Source organism: Grimontia sedimenti, from assembly GCF_011045095.1.
GTDB classification, from domain to species: domain Bacteria; phylum Pseudomonadota; class Gammaproteobacteria; order Enterobacterales; family Vibrionaceae; genus Enterovibrio; species Enterovibrio sedimenti.
In genome coordinates this window covers 424,407-443,841 of record NZ_JAALDL010000002.1, presented here as the reverse complement: position 1 = coordinate 443,841, position 19,435 = coordinate 424,407, and the positions used below count along the sequence as shown (strand labels likewise).

13 protein-coding genes are annotated in these 19,435 nt (G+C 48.4%); 7 read left to right on the top strand and 6 right to left on the bottom strand.

Going from position 1 to position 19,435, the window contains the following annotated elements; all coding sequences use genetic code 11:
• Positions 1 to 129 precede the first annotated feature (129 nt).
• The 4 genes from G5S52_RS23815 to G5S52_RS04765 all read left to right on the top strand — a co-directional run bounded on the left by G5S52_RS23815 (position 130) and on the right by G5S52_RS04765 (position 10,894).
• A complete protein-coding gene (locus tag G5S52_RS23815) occupies positions 130 to 2,247 on the top strand; it encodes a retention module-containing protein (protein ID WP_235956092.1) in 2,118 nt (705 codons plus the stop codon).
• Positions 2,244 to 9,386 (top strand): T1SS-143 repeat domain-containing protein, encoded by a 7,143-nt coding sequence (locus tag G5S52_RS04775; RefSeq protein WP_235956108.1) that lies wholly within the window; start codon positions 2,244 to 2,246, stop codon positions 9,384 to 9,386. Before G5S52_RS23815 ends, G5S52_RS04775 begins: the two co-directional genes overlap by 4 nt.
• Positions 9,387 to 9,520: 134 nt before the next feature.
• Positions 9,521 to 10,258, top strand: a complete 738-nt coding sequence (locus G5S52_RS04770) for a glycerophosphoryl diester phosphodiesterase (RefSeq protein WP_165012008.1) — start codon at positions 9,521 to 9,523, stop codon at positions 10,256 to 10,258.
• Positions 10,259 to 10,417: 159 nt separating this feature from the next.
• Positions 10,418 to 10,894, top strand: coding sequence for a Dps family protein (locus G5S52_RS04765; RefSeq protein ID WP_165012007.1), 477 nt, complete (start codon positions 10,418 to 10,420; stop codon positions 10,892 to 10,894).
• Positions 10,895 to 11,163: 269 nt separating this feature from the next.
• Here G5S52_RS04765 and G5S52_RS23810 read toward each other — a convergent pair whose 3' ends face one another.
• The 5 genes from G5S52_RS23810 to G5S52_RS04745 form a co-directional block, all read right to left on the bottom strand.
• Positions 11,164 to 11,925, bottom strand: a complete 762-nt coding sequence (locus tag G5S52_RS23810) for a putative phage abortive infection protein (RefSeq protein ID WP_368737450.1) — start codon at positions 11,923 to 11,925, stop codon at positions 11,164 to 11,166.
• Positions 11,926 to 11,972: 47 nt separating this feature from the next.
• On the bottom strand, positions 11,973 to 12,188 hold the full coding sequence (locus G5S52_RS23805; RefSeq protein WP_235956091.1) for a hypothetical protein: 216 nt from the start codon (positions 12,186 to 12,188) through the stop codon (positions 11,973 to 11,975).
• Between the two features lie 77 nt (positions 12,189 to 12,265).
• Positions 12,266 to 14,032, bottom strand: coding sequence for an ATP-dependent nuclease (locus tag G5S52_RS24345; protein ID WP_165012006.1), 1,767 nt, complete (start codon positions 14,030 to 14,032; stop codon positions 12,266 to 12,268).
• 126 nt (positions 14,033 to 14,158) lie between these two features.
• Positions 14,159 to 14,779: a hypothetical protein gene (locus tag G5S52_RS04750; protein WP_165012005.1), complete on the bottom strand. Its 621-nt coding sequence runs from the start codon at positions 14,777 to 14,779 to the stop codon at positions 14,159 to 14,161.
• A 627-nt stretch (positions 14,780 to 15,406) separates the two neighbouring features.
• On the bottom strand, positions 15,407 to 15,931 hold the full coding sequence (locus G5S52_RS04745) for an RNA methyltransferase (protein ID WP_165012004.1): 525 nt from the start codon (positions 15,929 to 15,931) through the stop codon (positions 15,407 to 15,409).
• Positions 15,932 to 16,226: 295 nt separating this feature from the next.
• Here G5S52_RS04745 and G5S52_RS04740 point away from each other — a divergent pair, with 295 nt between their 5' ends.
• Positions 16,227 to 16,670 (top strand): VOC family protein, encoded by a 444-nt coding sequence (locus tag G5S52_RS04740; RefSeq protein ID WP_165012003.1) that lies wholly within the window; start codon positions 16,227 to 16,229, stop codon positions 16,668 to 16,670.
• Positions 16,671 to 16,779: 109 nt separating this feature from the next.
• Here G5S52_RS04740 and G5S52_RS04735 read toward each other — a convergent pair whose 3' ends face one another.
• Positions 16,780 to 17,280, bottom strand: a complete 501-nt coding sequence (locus tag G5S52_RS04735; RefSeq protein WP_165012002.1) for a hypothetical protein — start codon at positions 17,278 to 17,280, stop codon at positions 16,780 to 16,782.
• 558 nt (positions 17,281 to 17,838) lie between these two features.
• On the opposite strand from G5S52_RS04735, the gene G5S52_RS04730 reads away from it, so the two are divergent.
• Both G5S52_RS04730 and G5S52_RS04725 read left to right on the top strand, forming a co-directional pair.
• The gene (locus G5S52_RS04730; RefSeq protein WP_165012001.1) at positions 17,839 to 18,408 is read left to right on the top strand and encodes a hypothetical protein; all 570 of its coding nucleotides are present in this window, start codon (positions 17,839 to 17,841) and stop codon (positions 18,406 to 18,408) included.
• A gap of 220 nt (positions 18,409 to 18,628) precedes the next feature.
• Complete coding sequence (locus G5S52_RS04725) at positions 18,629 to 19,339, top strand: hypothetical protein (protein WP_165012000.1); 711 nt, start codon at positions 18,629 to 18,631, stop codon at positions 19,337 to 19,339.
• The last annotated feature ends 96 nt before the right edge of the window (positions 19,340 to 19,435 follow it).

The following is a 19,435-nucleotide window of genomic DNA, read 5'->3' as shown; positions in this document are numbered from 1 at the left end:
TGTTGAGCAAGACATGAAACTAGCTGGGTAACGGTAAGACACTGCGCATCTGGCTGGTTAAACTCTCTGCACAACAGTTAAAGACATGGATTCGCGTGAAAAAATGCGAACGGAAGTTGGGAAAGAATTATGATTGGTCATGAGTTCGATGTCGGTTTAAACGTCGACAAGGTGGATGGACAAGCGTACTTGGTGGCAGATGATGCACGCATCATCACTCTTCGCGCGGGCATGCAAATTGCGCCTAATCAAGTCGTACTAACAAATGAAAACAGTTCTGTTCTGGTTAGCCAAGCTGACCAACGCTTTGTATTTGATGGAAAATGTGCGTCCTGCTTGGTGCCTTTAGGCGAGAGTGAATTTGCACAATACTCCGCGACTCATGGCCTCACATTTAACGGCGATGCTTTAAACGCCGATGTTCCTCTTGATATCGATGTTGCCCAACTACAACAACTGATTCTTGATGGTGTCGACCCAACAGAAGTCTTTGAAGAAACTGCAGCAGGCGAGGGCGGTGATGGCTCCGCGAATGCAGGCTTTATTGTGGTCGACTACGGTTATGCCGCCACGTTGACAGAAGCAGGCTTTGACACATTAGGGCCACTGGGCGGTCTGGATGATACTCAAGACTTCCTTGGTGGCGACGACGGCACTGGCAGCATCACAGGCGGTGATGATGGCGACGATGGTGACGGTGGTCCCGTAGATCCTGTTGACCCACCAGCACCTGATATTGATGCAGAAGGTGGCCAGCGTGCTTCACTTTCCGTCAACGAAGGTGATCTGGACAACGAGCCGTACGGTACGCCAGACACCACTAATTTCACCATAGAAGCGGGTACCGAAGCCCTCGTTGCCAGTTCACTGCAAATTGCCCCAAGCGATCTGGCGGCTGTAGAAGCGGAACTTGCGCAAATTACCGCGAACGGAGAAGCCGTCGTTTTTACTCGCCAGACCAGTGTGGACGGCAGTGGCGTTGCAACATTTACCCTGACAGGCACCGTAGATGGTGAAACTGTTGTTGAATTGGTGATCACCGCGACCCAAAACGGAAACGATCTGGATATCAGCGCCACGCTGACCCAGAGCGGCCCCCTCGATCACACCTCCGGCACAGGCACCTACGTCAATATTGATGGCGATACCATCTCCATCAATCTGCCGTTGCAAGTGGCGGATACAGGCGGCGATCTTATGCAGAACCCAGCGCAATTGACGCTGGAAAGTAACGATGGCGCAGCGCCGGTTATTGCTGAAGCTGCCGTTGAACTGACCGAAGTTGCCGCGTCTGTAGTGGGGAACACTGCATCGACAACAGACGGTGTCGATCTTGGTAGTGATGTAATCGTCAGCGTGAACTTCGACGCAAGGGCTGCGGAAGACCAGTTTGCGGGCATCACCACGCATGGTCAGCCAACAACAGTCGACACATCGGTTCCGGGCGTGATCACCCTATACACCGACAATGGCGGCACACCTGAAAAAGTGCTGGAGATTTCCCTCAAGCCTTCCGACATCCCGGGAGAGCCCGCGCAATACTCTGTTACCCAATATCAGCCGTTTGACCAACACGGCGATAGTGACAGCGATGGTGATGATGAAAGCACTACCTTTACTTTCCCATTCACCGTGACAGATGCGGATGGCGACGTCAGTAACGAGTCGGAAGTGTCGTTCAAATTGATCGACGGCGAAGTGGCACAAGGTGGAGAGCGCGTAGACGGAGATGGTGCAGCGATTGATAAACTGGCACTGCCAGAGCAAGGTACGCCGACAGAGCAATCGACATCCAGCACAGTGACAGACACCTTCACCATTGAAGCCGCGACAGACAGACTCGACCCAACCACAGTCACAATCGAACAACTCGACACACTGAAAGCCGAGTTGGAAGAGCTGAAAAACAACGCTGGCGATAATGTAGATACCGTCACCGTGACCGAAACCACGGACGCCAATGGCAACCCAACGTTCACCATCACCGCCAGTATTAACGGTGACGTCGCGCTGGAAATGGTGATGACCGCGACACAAGGCGCTAACGGTTTGGATGTGGATCTGGAATCCACCATTACCCAATACCAGCCGCTGATCCACCCGCAAGATCCTGAGACAGAACACACCTCAGGTTTAGTGACAGCGGATGGCACCAATATCACCATCAAAGTGCCGGTACAGGTTGCCGATACCGACGGCGACAAACTGGTCGACCGGATGACCCAAGCGTTGAATCTCCCCGCGTGATCAGCTTTGTGGTCATTGACGACGATTCCACCACCTTTGGCTTTGGCTCCAGTGATACCGTTCGTGTGGATGAAAGCAGCATTGATGATGGTACCGGCGCAAACCAGGGCTCGAAAGCCAGCGGCACCCTGAACATCGACAGCACAGACGATGACGGCAACCCGCTCTCGCTCGAAGTCGATAAAGACAACGGCGATACCGTTGAAAACTTCAATCTGGTATCAGACTACGTTGTTTACCCAGACGGCACGCCCGTTCAGGCAAGTGGTCACCCGATTTTCTTGGAACAACGCCCAGTGAGCGATGCCTATCCGAAAACCTATTTCGGTACCGCAGATGACGGCACGGGCAATCTGCGTGATGTGTTCAAATTCACCGTGAATCAAGACGGCACCTTCGAGTTCGAACTTCTGTCTGCGATTGACCACGCGCCGGGTGACGGCACCAACGAAGCCACCTTTGCGCTGCAAGCCTACACAGTCGATGCAGACGGCGATGAGTCGCCACGAATCAACGTTCCAATCACCGTGGTTGATGACGTGCCTCATATGGAAGGTAACATTGCGCTGAACCTCGACAATGACGGTTCAGGTGCCTTTACGGCGACCATTGATGTTCTGGCTCTGCAAGACCCAAGCTCGCTACCGGGAATTGAAGATCTTGCGGGTGCTGATGGGCCGACCTCGATTTCCCGTATTCATAACGGCATTGAGTGGGTAGACGTCTCATCAACCCGACCATCGACCTTTGATATTTTCTCATCAACCGATCCAAGCAAAAAGCTCGGAACCCTATCTATCGATCCAAGAAACGAACCTGTTGGTGAAGTGGTATTTACGCTTAACCCCGAGCTTGATAACCCACGCGATATTGAAAACGAACAATTCCAGTTCGAGGTGACAGACTATGATGGCGACACCGCCACAGGCCAGTTTACGCTTGGGCTGATTGACCAAACACCAACCCTGACCATAGCGCCAGATACAGCCGGAGATATCACAGGAACCGAAGACCAGGGCCAGGCAGACACCAACACCGAATCAGCAGGTGTGGATGGCACTGCGGGTATCCCAATCAACATGCAGCTTAACATCGGCGACAACGATCTCGGCGAAGCGTTGGAAGAAGATGGTCAATTGGTGCTGAATGGTGAAGTCACCCTTGCAACCCGCGATGATGCGGGTGATATCGGCGGCACCTTCTACTTTAACGGCACCGAAATCATGCCAGATGCTGATGGCAATATCGTTCTGAGTGCCGATATGTTTGAAGCCTCAAGCACGGACGACCCCATCACCTTTGATTTGACGGGCGTCACCTTCGTGCCGGATCCGGATTATTCCTCTTACGACGGAAGCAACCTGATCCAGTTTGATGTCGAACTGGAAGTGAACGGTCACAACCCAGTCACTTCAACCTCACCGCTGGAAATTACGGTTGAAGGCGTGGCAGATGTGCCGACGCTGAGCTTGATTGGCGAAGCAGCAGATGGCGTCTTTGAAGTTGACGAAGACCACGAACGTTTTGGCGCAGACGACTTCACGCTGGCGGAACTGTTTGAAGGGGCGCTGCAAGATACCGACGGCTCTGAAACCTTGCGCTATGAATTCACCCTCTCACCGGACTCGGGCCAGCTTTTAGGGGGCTTCATTTCGGGGGGTGATGGTTCTTACGTGTTGTCTGACCCGTCGCAACTAAACAGAGTACGTTTCGTTCCCGACGAGGGTTTCAGTGGTGACATTACGCTCACCATAAAAGCGGTTTCTACCGAATCCTCGCCATCAAGCGTGGAAGAAGCGTCAACAGAAACTTCTCTTATTCTGCGGGTAGAACCGCAGGCAGACGATGCGCGTTTGAGCGTGCAACGTGTGTTTGACAACGAGGATGCAGGCAACCCAGACCCTGACTTGGCAGAAGGCGATGCGATTTCGTTGGCAGGCAAGATTACCCTGACCTCGCTGGGCAATGATGATGACGGTTCAGAGTCCATGTTCGTGCGCATCTTCGATTTGCCAGACGGTGCCGTGCTGCAGTTGAATGATGGTGGCACCATCACCACCTTGACCGACACAGACCGCATTTCCGTGGACGATATCGACAAGATCGAAATTGTGCCGCCAGTGAACAGCAACGAGAACTTCACCATTCAGGTAGAAGGTATCGTGGTAGATACCTCACCAGACTCGCCGGATGACGAGCGCATTATCCCAGCCACCTCGCTGGATATCATTCTGACAGGTGTGGCAGATACGCCGGAGTTCAACGTAGATAATCCGGGTACGGATGCAGGTCAGTGGCAGGTCGATGAAACCACAGGCACGGTTTCAACCACGGTGCCAGAAGATGGGGTCGATGGTGATGGTTTGGTACTCATGGATTTCTCCGTCGTTTCCGGAGAAAAGGCCTTGTCGCCAGCAGACAACTCAGAACGTCTGTCGCTTATCGTTTCAAATATTCCGGATGGCGCGTCATTCGTGACCAAAAACGATGATGGTTCAACAACGGAAGTCGAATTGGCGTTTGTAGAGTGGATTACCGATGGCTCGGGCATGTCTGTACCGAGCTACTCGATTGATGTCTCGGTGTTTGAAGCCGGTGATGTGTACTTGAAACTGCCACCAAGTTCGACCAAAGATATCACGATCAATGCGGAGTTGGTCGCGACAGAAAATGATGGTGATGAAACCTCAATCAACACAACCATCAACATTGAAATCAATCCGCCGGTGATTGATGCAGAAGACTACGTAGATTCGACCTCCGAAGGTAAAGAAGATGAGTGGGTCACCATCAATTGGATGCCTGAACTCTCTATTAGTGGCCTTGCCGATTCAACCACTGCTGATGTGGCAGAAACGGTAGTGGGTGCTGTGATTTCAGGGTTTGCCGACACGGATTCGGTACAATTGATCAAGAGTGATGGCACCACCATTGCGTTGACACCAACCAGCGGCACCGTGGTGATCACCGAAGCGCAGATTGCAGATGGCTACCAACTTCAGGTGAAGCGTGAAGAGCACAGCGATGTTGACCTGACGCTTTCAACCACAGTCACGGTTCGTCAGGTCGATTTCGAAGGCGAAAGCCAGGTAGAAAAAGAAATCTCAGGCACGGTGAATGTTGATATTCAGGCGGTGGTTGAAACGGAAGATAGCGAACTTGCGTTCCGAGACAACGCGGGCAACCCGACCACTGAAATCTCCACAGATTCACTGGGCAATATTGACCTGATAAATGCACTTCAGATTGTTAGCCCTGATACCTCCAGTACCGAGAGCTTCCTGAATGTTTACATCAGTGATTTACCCGACGGCTTCTTGGTGACTGGCGCGGTATACGACGGTCAAATGGGTTGGGTGATCAGTGACCCGAATAATTTCAGCATTGTGGCGCCCGCCAATACCCCAACTGTCCAACAGACAACTTTTACCATCTCAGCGCTGGTGATTGACGAAGGTGATGCGGGTGAAGGCGATACCAGTTTGCCTGAGACCATCGAAACCCAAATCACCCTTAACTATCAGAATGTGAATGTCGATGCTAATCAGGCTCAGGTTATTGAACAACCCGCGACGCCAGTGGTGATCGAAGGCGATGAAGATAACGCTATCTCTCTGGAAGGGCTGGGCGATGCGATCGAATGGCCTTCTGGCTCTGGTTTGACGGAAGACGTCGAATTCGATCAGGTGACGGTTGTGATCAACGGTGATGAAATTCCCGAAGGAACCGTTATCACCGGCGCCATCTATCACTTTGAAAATGACACCTACGTTTTCACGCCGCCACGAGAGAGCAGCGGTAACCCATATCCGTCAGGGTTTGATCTATCAACATTGACCATTACGCCACCGGACGATTTTGCGGGCGTGATGAACATTCCGGTCAATTTTGTCAATCTGGACACATCAAGTGGTGATACTGAAACCACCACGGTGAATGTGCAGGTCGACGTGAAACCGCTGGTTGATTTACCGCCACCGGATGGTGCGGAGCAACCGGGCGATAACTCAACCGACTTCTCGTTCAGCTTGACTGTGAACGGCACCAATGGGTTGAACGACCAAACGCCACCGCAGCCGGTAGAGCCGGGAGATACAGAGCAGTTCTACCCAGATGAAGCGCTGGAAGACGGCATTATCTCATTGAGCATTGCCGGTTCTCTGGCAGATGTAGACAGTGCCAATGGTCTGGAAGCTATCTCTTCCGCAGTACTGAGCGTACCGGCATCCGTCGGTGTGTTTGTGGCGGCGGATGGCACTGAGTCGTCAACGATGACACTCACTGGCGCAGACCTGTCTGACTTCTCCTTCAAACCCGCGGCAGATTTCAGTGGAACGGTTGAGATATCTGCGGAGCTCACCATCACCGACACGGCGACAACAGGTGTCGACAGTCGCACAACATCAACCAGCTTCTCGTTTGACGTAGTGCCGGTTCATGATGAAGTGACCTTCACCAACGACGGTGTAGAAATTGAAGACGACGCCACCGTAGAACTGACCATGACAGAAGATGCCGCGGGTGGGCTCTCGTTGGCCTCACTTGGAGCATCTTTCTCCGATATTGACGGCTCTGAATCACTGTCATCGGTTTCTATTTCCAACGTGCCGGAAGGATTTACCTTTGCGGCACCTGCAGTGAATGCAGGCACCGGCATTTGGGTTATTGCCGGAAGTAATGTGACCGATCTTTCTTCACTGTCACAGTTGCAGATTATTCCTCCGGCTAACTTCAGTGGTGAAGTTGACCTGCTGATGACGGTTTACACCAAAGAAGCGGGCGCAAACTTCGTCGTTGGTCAAAGCCAGGCGCTTTCACTGACGGTTGAGCCAGAGGGCGATGGTGCCATAGCGTTTGTTGATGGCAGCGCGTCAGGTGAGGAAGACACCGAGATCGCACTGGATTTGGATATCTCTGTCAAAGACGACACAGACACCCTGTCCACCACTCAGCCTCCGGGCGTGTCGTTTACGGAAAATGAACCAGAAACCTTGCTCATCACCGTTTCTGGCGTGCCGGAAGGTGGTCAGCTTGTGTTGCCAGATGGCGTAACAGGCACAGTGACACCGGAAACCTCAGACGGCGGCGACGTCGTGATCACCGTGTCTGGCACCGAACTCAACGACCTGACCTTTGTGCCACCACAGGATGGAAACGGCACTTACACGCTGGATCTGGCGATACAGACCGTGGATAACGGCGCAGTCTCTGATGATGTGGTGAACAAGCAGGTCAACGTCAGCGTCAGCGCTGTGAACGACGAGCCAGTCAACATTCTGGCTGACAGCTACGAAGCCGAAGAAGACACCGTGCTCACCATCACCGATCTACAAGTCGAAGATGTGGATGCCCGTGATGGTGCGAGCATTGTCAATGTGGAGCTGGTGGTGGGTGCTGGTAACAGCTTGACCCTGAAAGGCGACACCACAGGCATTACCGTTACCGGTGACGGCACAAACAAACTGGTGATGGAAGGCGATATTGATGCCATTAATGCCTTGTTGGCAGAAGGTGTGGATTACGCATTTGCCGGGGAAAATACATCAGGTGAGGACAGCCTGACCATGACCACGCGAGACCGCGGTAACTTTGGTTCTGGCGGTCAGAAATTTGACCGCGATGAAGTGGCGATCATTGTTGCACCGAAATCGGATTTGCCAGAACTCACTGCCGCAACGCAACTTGCGTCAATGCGCGCAGCCACAGGCGTACTGGTACCGCTGCTGGGCTTGATGACGTCGCTGGTTGACCCTATCGACAATGAGTTCAGCCTCACTTTCAGCGGCATGGGCACAGCGGCTGAAATCGTGGATGCAGCAGGCACGCCAGTCGGCACCAACAACGGCGACGGCACCTGGACATTCAACCAAACCGAGCTGGAAACCCTGACCCTGAGCGACCTCAACCTTCGCTTCAGCGCTCAGCCACCGAGCGACATTACCGTCACGGCGCTCTCTGATGTGGGCGATGGCGATCCGCAACAAGCCACACTCACCATCAATGCCAACGTAGTGGATACCGAAACCACAGGCGAGCTGAACACCGCACCGGCCGACAGCAGCGCAGACAATCTGGTGATTGATGGCGATGCTGACACCGAAGTCCATGGTGGCGACGGAGAAGACATTGTGGTCGGCGGGCTCGGCGAAGACATTCTCGTTGGTGGCGCAGGCGACGACGAAATGTGGGGCGGCGAACTTGGCGGCACAGGCGATAGCACCAAAGACACCTTCAAATGGCAGTCCGGTGATTTCGGCAACGCGGCAGCAGCAGCGACCGACACCATTAAAGACTTCGAATCAGGTATTGATGTTATCGACATCTCCGACGCATTCGATTCGACGGGCATTGTCACCTTCACTGATTTGGCGAACCGCCTGGACATCCAGACCGTAGACGGTAACACCCGCATTCAGGTGTTGGATGACACCAGCGCACCAATCCAGAACATCATCGTCGAAGGCGTTTCGCTCAATGACCTTTTAGGCGTGGACGCAACAGGACTCACGCAAGATGAAATCCTCGAATCCATGATGATGACGGGTCAGTTGGTGGTGTTTGATCCAGCAACCACCCAGTTCGGCTCCGAAGCGGATGAAACCCTCACCGCAGATGACGACGGCGAGCGCATCTACGCCGGTGAAGGCGATGACACCGTCACAGGTGGCCTCGGCGAAGACATTCTCGTTGGTGGTGATGGCGAAGACATCCTCAGCGGGGGCGATGGAGACGACCTGCTGATGGGCGGGGCGGGGAACGACACCCTGACCGGCGGCGCAGGCGATGACACCTATGCCTTTGCGGAGTCTGATGTGGAAGTCGGCACCGTCGCGGTTGATACCGTGCTGGACTTCGATTTGGGCACAGAAACCACCGGTGACAAGCTGGATATTTCCGCCTTGCTGCCAGAAGCCGTGGGCAGTGGTTCCAGCATTGAAGAACTGTTGGATTACATTCGCCCAGAAGCAGGCGCAGATGGCAGCTTAACCCTGCATATCTCGCAAACTGCGGGCAGCATGGAAGCGCAGGACATCGTGTTGGACTCTGTCGGCCTGACCGACCTTGGCCTTGCAGACGGTGCAACCACCACGCAAATCCTGACGGAACTGGTTCAACTGCAAACGCTCAAGCTGGATTAAGCGCGGTATCACAGATAACGGCGTTTAATTCTTGAAGCAAATAACAAAAGCACTGCAATAAGCAGTGCTTTTTTATGTCGTAATCACAAAACTTGATGTAAGTTTTAGTCACTCAAACAAAACAGAAAAGAACCATGAAAACCCTTTACGCCCACAGGGGGATGTCAGCCCTGGCCCCTGAAAATACACTGGCTGCTTTTTCACTTTGTGCGGAGCACGGATTGAAATGGGTCGAATGCGACGTGGATATCCTCGCCGATGGCACTATCGTGCTTTGCCATGACGATACCCTCGACCGCTGCACCGACCATTCAGGAAGCCTCTGCGACTTCACCCGCGAAGATCTGGAAGATATCGACGCCGGAAGCTGGTTCGGCGACGAGTTTATCGGTGAAAAGCTGCCAACCTTTGATCAGTTCATCACCCTGATGAACATTCTCAAGCTCAATGCGAACATAGAAATCAAAGCCTGCACCAGCAGTTGGGAAAACACCGAGAAGCTTATCAGCGGCGTGATTGAAGGCATGAAAAACCTCAACAAAGACGCCAGCGTACTGATTTCTTGCTTCAACCCACTGGTATTGGCCGAATTCAAACGACGTTGCCCAGATGTGCCAGTTGCTTGCCTGTTCGACAAAGAGATGCCGGAAGACTGGTTCACTATCATGCAGGCTTGTAAATCTGACACCATCCACGTTGCGAACGAAGGGCTGACCAAAGCCAAAGTGGAAGAATTCAAAGACCTTGGCTTAGAAGTGAACGTGTACACAGTAAACAGCCTGATGCGCGCTAACCAGCTCTTTAACTGGGGCGTCGACGGTGTATTTACCGACATCGGCCACCAATTTCCATCGCGTTACCGCAACAGCTAAAACCCACACTCAGTGATAGGTATGACAGATTGAATCTATAATCATCAACGATTATACCTATCACTCTTCCCGTCATAAGATATCCCCATAGACATTAAGGCGAAGCGGCAAACGCAAAAGCCTATTTTTTTGAAGCAAAAGACAAGTGGGGAAGGGGTTATGACAAGCATCAATATCGGCATTCAAGAACAAGACAGAATCGCGATCGCAGAAGGGCTGAAACGCCTATTGGCGGACTCATACACCCTGTACCTGCAAACACACAACTTCCACTGGAATGTTACCGGTAAACAATTCCGTGAACTGCATCTGCTGTTTGAAGAGCACTATAGCGCACTGGCGCTGGCGGTAGATGAAATTGCAGAGCGAATTCGTACCCTTGGCGTCGCCGCACCGGGCACTTACAAAGCCTTTGCTGAACTGAGCGCGATTGAAGAAGTGGAAGGCGTACCAAGTGCAGACGAGATGGTAGATATACTCACCCAAGGTCACGAGCAAGTCGTACGCACTGCAAGAAGCGTGTTGAAAGTAGCCCAAGACGCTGACGACGAATCTTCCGCATCACTGGTTTCAGACCGTATGCGAGAGCACGAGAAAACCGCCTGGATGCTCCGCGCCATGCGTGAAAACGGCTAAGCCGTATAGATTAAAAGCAAGCAATGTTCCGTAAGACAAAAGACCGCCGGGAGGCGGTCTTTGTGTTTTTGGTTTTTGTCTTCCACTACACTTACTTATGAGTTCATCTTTGAATACACATTCTTCGAAGTTAGCTCGAAAGAATGAAACATATTTATTCCAACGCTCAATATTGATATCGACAGCTCAAATCATGTGGAGCTAACGCCGCGTTGAGCGGTGAGTAATAGCTTGCTAAAATGTGGAACGAAATGGAACCGAGCAAGCTGTTACGAATCCGACTTTAATACCTTCCTAGTTTTCTTCAAGTTGTATGGCACACCTTTGTTTTTTCCAAATGCACCACCATAAAACTTATCTAACTCTATTGTTCCAAAAACTTTTAATTGTTTATACTCTAGCAACATCTCTTCAGTTACTTCAAAGCTACCAGCTATAATTAGCTTTTCGCCATCCTTTGTTATAGGTAAGTGCTCTAGCATCGAGTATTCAATCAATAAATTTTTAAATTGCCCTTTATCAGAGACTCCCTCTAAGCAATTTATAAATAAGAGCGCGAGCTCTTTGGTAGAAAGTTGAGATCTTAAGATACTTGCATATTTACGCTTGTCATCATCCGAAACGACATTTTTATCATGACTGTGTATTATTTTTAATGCTTGATATAGATTTCTAAAATAATGACCTAGAACATGATTATGCCTTTGCTGAATTAATTTATATCTGTCGACTACTTCTTGTGGTTTGGAAACATTATATGAGACAAAATTGAGTATTTCTTCAAATGCACCGCGCCCCTCAAAAGTTGACTTCTTGGAGATTTTTATAAAGCTGGAAATTAGCTCTTCCGCGAGACCAACAAACTCTCCACGTTCTTTTAATTCATTAATATCCACTTTCAAATTTTCAGCAATTTTATGATGTAAATCGAGGATATTAAAGAATGTCACTTCCACTGCTTGAGTGCTTAGGGCATCAGCTGTCTTTTCATATTCAATTCTTGCAAGTTTTAATTCTTGCTTTTGAATCACAATAGTCGATATCAGGCCAAATAAAGTCAAAAATGTCAGGATCGGGTTTAAAACACCACCAAAAAATCACCAAATGCACCTAAGTTACTACTTTTATCTGTGAAAAATAAAGCATAGAAATTAATCAAGATCAAAACTAAAGCAATACTAGCTGCTACTATTAGTATGGTTGCTAAAGTTTTAGTAAGTAACGGTTCTTTGTTGTTACGAGAATCACTGAAAAGCTCGTTAAACCAAGTGTAAAAACCTTTTATGTACTGCATGCGAAATCCATTTTGAAAACTAACGCCTAAACCAGGTGCGCCTTAGGCATCACCTGGATTTTCTTGTTACATGGCGACTATGACGTAGCCCAAATAGCCATATCATTTACAGTTTCGTAATCGTCTAATACTTGCTCTGCACCATCAGTTCTAAGTAATAGCTTAAATGATATCCAATCGTTTGTTGTTTTAGCTTCTAGTGAAAGGTGCTTTTCGATAGCACCTTTAGTCCAAAGCCAATAACCATGAGCTTTGAGTTTGTTGTGCAAAGTTGCTATTACATCTTGAGATGCTTCTTCATCGGCGAAAAGCTCATAGGCTACACAAGCTTTAATACCTCCTGTTTTCTTTGGAAGTACTCCACCTTCAAGTTCAAAATTGTTTTGAAAAGCTGATGCTGACAATAAAGATATTGCCTCAGTGAGTGTTTCATCATCATCTGCTAATAAATTTGCAGCTCTAGCTGTTGTAAAAGCATAGTCAAGGTCAACCAGTGCTTTGTAAGGAACCCCGATTCTATCGAGAATACGTCCCATTTTATGAATTCCAGCACAACCATCAGCTATAACCAGAGCGGTTTTATGCGTGCTAAATTGCCTACCTAATGATTTGAACAGTTCTGGTAATACTGATTGTTCAGTTGCACCCTCAGCAATTAGAACCCTATCAGCAAATAAAATTTGATTCATATTGTAAATTTCAAAAAGTATTCTAGCTTGATTCATATTGCCATGAATTACTGCTTCAATAGCCTCAGAAATTCTCTCACAGGCAACAGTATTTTCTCCTGTACCTTTTCTTATGATATTTGTGTACGGAACATCTTCTTGTTCGACCATAAGAGAAGAGTGCGTCGAAAATACAATTTGATAGTTTGAACCACTTAAGGATTTCAGAGCTTCTCTAACCAGTTCAATCGCTTGAGGGTGCAAATATAATTCTGGTTCATCAATTAATAGTAAAGTTGTCTGTCCAGAGTCTGTTTCTGTCTGTACTTCTGCCAAGAGCCTAATAAGTGCCATCTGAATCGATCTTTGCGCTCCATGCCCCAAAGAATCGACATCTGCCATATCTCGACCTGGCTCTTGTACTTTTATAGTTCCGTCAGTGAACAATTTGCTGAGAGAAGGAGTAGGAACATGAATTTTGAGAGATACGCCAGGGAAAAAATCCTTTACACGGTTGTTTGCTATATCATCAAAATGGTTTAGCGCTGCAAGGCGTTCAGAACCATCAAAATTCAATTTTCTGCTTATTGTTTCAAGAGCTTCGACTAACTCATGCTGTTCATTTTCTATTTGTGAACTAAGAAGTTGTAATAATTTGCCAATTGTAGAGGTTGTTTTAAATTTTGAAACGTCATCTGTTGCATTGTCCATAGATTGGACAAATATTGGTTCAGGGAAAAGATCATGTAATGCTTCTTGAAGCCCATTAGGGTTTGAACCCCACACCCAAGAATCCTCGTCCTGACTATCACCTCCAGTTGATACATATAGTTTCCTAAGACCTTTTGCACCACCAGGCGCTCTTTGCTCCATTTTTACAAAGAAAGATTCATCTGTAATGTATGGTTCAATACTTGCCTTATGGTTATCATCTAATGAGTTAAGCAAGTCAGAACTAATACCACTAATTTTTGCAGAAACAAGTACTTTTTCTTCGGTATTGTTGAAATCTTTTTCTTGTAATCCTGATGGTCTTAAAAACCATTTTATTGCTTTCAGAATATTCGACTTTCCTGCATTGTTATAACCAACAAGCGGTGAATATGGCTCTAAGTTCAAAGTGATATCAGAGCAAGAGCGAAAATTACGAATTCTGATCCAATCAATTTTATGCACATCAACTCCTTAATTGACTGAGATGTTTATTTAGCTATGTAACGCCGCGTTAAATAATGAGCAACGCTGCCACACTACCTAATTACTACACCGTAAACACAGAACCTAACGTTAACACTAAAGTTGCTAAGCGTTGTGAATCTGGCTTAAATGCCTTGTTATATTCTCGATTACTGATATACCTAGCCTTGTAATCTCTTGCATATCTACACCATGCGCGATTTCTGAGTGCAAGCAAGCCAAGATTTCATTAGCTGTAACCCATGTTGCTATTTTGGGGTTTTCAATGGTGAAATCCGTACGATTTAAGGAAACACCTTGGATCTTAAATGTTGGATTAACACCGTGACCAAGTATCTTAGCCAGTGCGTTTTGTTGACCCTTTTCCAATGAACTCAAATAATTTTCAAAATCAAAGGCTACTTCTGAAATGTTATGAACTAACTTGTTCCTTAATTCGGCTAATTTAACAAGGAATGTTTTTTGCTCTGGACTAATAATTCCTAGCTTCAACATAAGTGCAATTTTTCCATGCCGAGGGTGAGCTTGATCTAGACTGGATAAAGCACTAGAGATCTCGGGATGCTGGAGTTTTGAAGCTATCGCTTCTGTGCTAGCAGCTTCGAATAGCGCACTTAACTTGATAATAAATGACCAGTCATCTTCTTGATGTAGTTTACTGTAAAACCCCTTTGGCAAACCAAGAAGTGCCTCTAAACTCTCTACAGCTTCTGCTATTTCACTCAAACCTTACTCCGAAATTGATAAGGAAATATAACAACTTATTAGCGGGAAACTTGCCCGTTTAGTACAAAAACGGGACGCCCGACTAGTCCGCGCAAACTTCTGCTGGCTTACCATTTGTCCTCGCAAAAACAGTTATTTAAGTTTTAGTTCGCAACTTGAATGAAAGAAAAAAGGCGCCCCGTACTAAAATCCAGCTCATTTTTACTATATGCATTACACTGTGCATTTATACAGATAAAATCAATAAGAAAAATCTAGACTTTGTTGGATGGTTCGAGCACTTGGATGGTCGGAACGCTAACTCGCTTTGGAGCAATATCAATTTGCGATGCCAAACGCCAAACTCTCAGAAAGTAAATTGTTTCTACCTGCCTCAACACTCAAACACTTCACGATCCCATGTACATAAACATGGACGACATTCTATCCATAAGACCGTATGAATATTGCGACATTCATCAATAAAACCAACAAGTTGCATAATGAGAGATTGGTTCAGGAAAGAGATAAGCAGGCGAGGGCATAAGAGCCAAACCCCATCCTAGCTTTCCCCTTGGAAAGGGGAAGGGACGAAGGGCAAAAGAAAGGCCGTCTTGTGACGGCCTTATTGGTATCTGGGAGAGCGGTTTATGCCGTTTCAGTGGAGGCTTTTACGGTAAGGCGATTGCGGCTATCACGGCTTTGGCGAATCAAGTCATCGCCAGCGAGTGAGGTTTCAGCCTTTGCGAGGCGGTCATACAGCACTACGTTGACTGTTGCGGCGAGGTTCATACATCCAATCGTTGGCACATACACAACGTGATCCGCTTTATCTGCCACCGCTTGAGGCAGCGAGTGGTCTTCTGGGCCAAAGATGTAAATCGCCTTCTCTGGGTGCTCAAAATGCGGAAGCGGCGTTGCGCCGACGGCCAATTCCACACACACCACTTTCATGTCAGACGGCAGGTCATCCGTCAGACAGTCGACGTTGGTGAGGGGAATGGTTTCCATCGCGTCTTGGGTGTCTGTGTAGAACTTGGCTGCGCGGTCATATCGCGTACCGGTATAGACGACACTGTCTGCCTGATAGCATCCGGCGGCACGCATCACGCCTCCCACATTGGTTGGGCTTTTGGGGTTAAATAGGCCAATGATTACGCGCGGTTCTGTCATGGAATGCATCTCTCTGGGCAAGTTTGTATTGCTGATAAAGTCTGAAAGGGCAGCATTTTAGCAAATATTCGAGAATGATGGCGATGAGGGGTTAATCCGTGATTAAGCCAAGCTAAGCCAAATATCGTTACCAAAAGTTACGATCTGGCAGGATGACAAAAAGGCATGCTACAGGCTCTGCAACAGGCACAGTGATTGTGAAGTCCGCATCGCATCATAGTGTGGCTAAGTTGTGAGGGAAGGGCGATTTCCTATCATTAATGAGCTATCACTCAATATCGAAAGGAGCTGTACGATGATCCAAGTGTTGGCCATCGACCACATTGTTTTGCGAACCACCAAACTGGAAGAGATGTTGCGCTTTTATACCGAGGTGTTGGGTTGCGCGGTTGAACGCGAAACCCCACCGGAAACGGGCTTAACGCAATTGCGTGCGGGCAATGCATTGATCGATATCGTGGTGGTGGACAGCAGACTGGGCAAGATGGGCGGCGGCGCGCCCACGCAATCAGAACGCAACGTGGATCATTTCTGTCTTCAGATTAAAGCGGTGTCTGAACAAAGCATTCTCGACCACCTCAATGCACACGGGATTGCCCATGAAGATTTTGCCAGCCGATATGGCGCGCAAGGTTATGGTAATTCCATCTATCTTGAAGACCCTGAGGGAAATGTGGTGGAACTGAGGTGTCAGCTTGACCAGTTCAATCCTGCCCATCCCGGTCAATCCAGCTTTTAACAAACTTTGTCAGCGACCCTTGATCTTCGGTGCAGCTTTAAGGGCGCTGGTGATTTCCAACGACCAACTAGGCAGAGTGCTTTCATTGGTCGTTGGGAAAAAGTTGAGGTCATTCTTGGTCAGACTTATCCAAAGTCTCACTGGTTGATGCATGCTTTGGATTGATAAAACACTTCCAAATCAGTACGGATGTAATGAGTGCCGCGATGTTTACGCCCCAGATCGGCGTCAGTGGCTCTTCGTTAATACTTAATGTGCTCATCGACCCAAGATTAAACACAAACTTGAAACTTGAATCTTCTGGGAAACGTAAAAGTTCGAAGCGAAATCCAGATGCGAATTGATAGCTTAGCTCGCTAATAAAGATGACAGGTATCTGAATGATCTGTAATGCGAGAGCCTGGAAGTAAAGGTGTCTTGATGTTCCACCCTCCAGAATCAACATTCCCGCAATGAAGCCCCAAGTGTAAAGCGTCATCATTACGATAAGAAGGATGTAGGATAAAGTGTCTAAGGCGCCGGAAACTAGATATCCGCCAAATATCACGACCGCAATCATTCCACCGCCGACTAATGTCGCGCCAAGGTATCTTCTAAGCCATTTTTCCAAACCAACATCCTTATCTTTTGAGAGCAGACTTTAAGTGACAGGTAATTCCGCTGTTTTGTCCTAAGCGCGTTACCTGCAGAGTCGATGTATCTGTTTGGAAATTTATCAAATAAACCTGATTTATCTTTGTATTAAATGATTGTTGTGTGAATTGACAGCAAGTTTATCGACGTGAACAAGCTGTTGGATGGATAACGTTCAAACTGTGATTTCTGGCAAAGCCGCTCAGATTTTTGTACTTACACGCGTAAATATCTTAGATATGTAGTCAGTGTTTGAATTGATGTATCCGCCTATCAATGTCTGCCTGAGTGCCTTTCCATTCCTGTTTTCCTTCATTAGCTTATTTACTGATTGAACACTTGGTGAGGTCAGAGTGGGGAACCGTTTTCGGATGAATGCGGCACCTTCGAAGTAGGAATGACAGTCAGTCTGCCAACGCTTCAATGTATCGAGCGCAGCCGGATTCGCCGGTTGTGTGTCTGATTCATGCGGGAATGCAGGCCAATATTTCACTTTTACCTGTTTGCATTCTCTGCATTGCAAAGAGGTATGAGTATGCTTCCGTTTTCGAGCTTTACCCAATCGTTAAAAACCATGAAAAGTGCCGGTGTCTTGGCGGCAGTTTTCTCTCTGTCTATCCTGTTCAGCCATGCAACCAGCGCTGAAGAAAAACTCCCTTTCTTGACGTTCAACCCGCCGAGCTATGTCACGAGCATCATGACCGGATCGACTAACTTTGTGGGTCAGGATGTCGGCGACATGAGCTTTGTGGTGTTCGTCGGCGAAATTAATGGCGTCGATAGCAATGGCGTCCATCCGGTGAAATTTACCCTTCCGTCAGGCGATTACTTTGGGGTGGAATATGACCCAACACTGACGAGTTTAAATGGTCGCAGCGTGAGTAATGCAGATTGGACATACAGCTCGGTCGGCGGTCTCCACACTTTTACTTACATCGGCAATGGAGGCATTTTCCCTGGCGACACTTATTCCTTTGTCGGCGTGAATGCGACCTTTGTGCGTCCTCTGCGTGAGGAAGTGACGCTACAAGTCGACCTTGACCCCAGTGCTGGCGGTCAGGTGAGTTCTCCCCGTGCCAGTGATTCTGATGTGATTCTTTACTAGGCCATTCCCCCCTTCATTATTACTGCCTTCTCTTGGGAATCACCTAGGGAAGGCGTATATCCTGAAACCTTTTTCAGCGGTGGCATCCTGCTTATCAAATTTCTCCATCGTGTCTTAGTTTTGAACGATAGTTGTAAGGAGAATTGCGATAGTTTGGTGATTAGATGCAGTGGCTCGCGGCTATGGCGAGTGGGTTCAATGGATTGAAAAGGATTTGGCGATGTTTGGAAACATTCTTTCCTCAGCGTTTAACTTTGCATATAGCTACAAGGGGTTGCTGTTTCGCGTCACTCTCATCCCCATTCTTCTGACGGCCGCACTGGAAGTGGCTGCGTTTTCTTCTGACAGTGAGTGGATGGAGTGGGTCGATTACTTCTTGTGGAGTGTGCTGAGTACTATTCTCGCGGTAAACGTGCATCGGGTTGTGTTAATGGGGCCGGATTCTGTGCCGACCTTTGGACGCTTTACCTTCGGTAAAATCGAGATTTGGTTTTGGCTGCATTATATGGGGCTTGGTGTCGCGTATTTGCTTATGGCCTTTGCGATGAATTGGATAGGGCCGCTGTTCATTCTCCTGTTGATTATCAGCTTGGTGTTTGGGTGTCGCCTTAGCCTGGTGTTCCCTGCGATTGCGATGGGAAAAGGTGTCTCTTTTCCTTATGCCTGGGCGCAAACGGCACAAAAAACCTGGCTGATGATCGGCGTGGTGGTGATTGCCCCTTTTATCTTTGGCATTGTGTTTATTCCCATCACAGCGCTGATTGCCTATACCGCGCCTGAAAACTCTCCCCTGTATGCCATTCTGGCAACCAACATCATGATTTCTTATGTGACGGTTTTGGCGGTTATCGCGCTCTCTTTCGCCTATCAGGATATTACAGGTGAAGACCCTTCAATGCCTTCACCTGATGAAGAACCGCGGGAAGAATAACGACAGATTGTCGAAGGTAATGCTGAGCGTGTCGTATTGATAGAAGCGGCAGTGAGAGCATGACGAACAATGGAGTTTGCGCTGGAAAAACAGCCA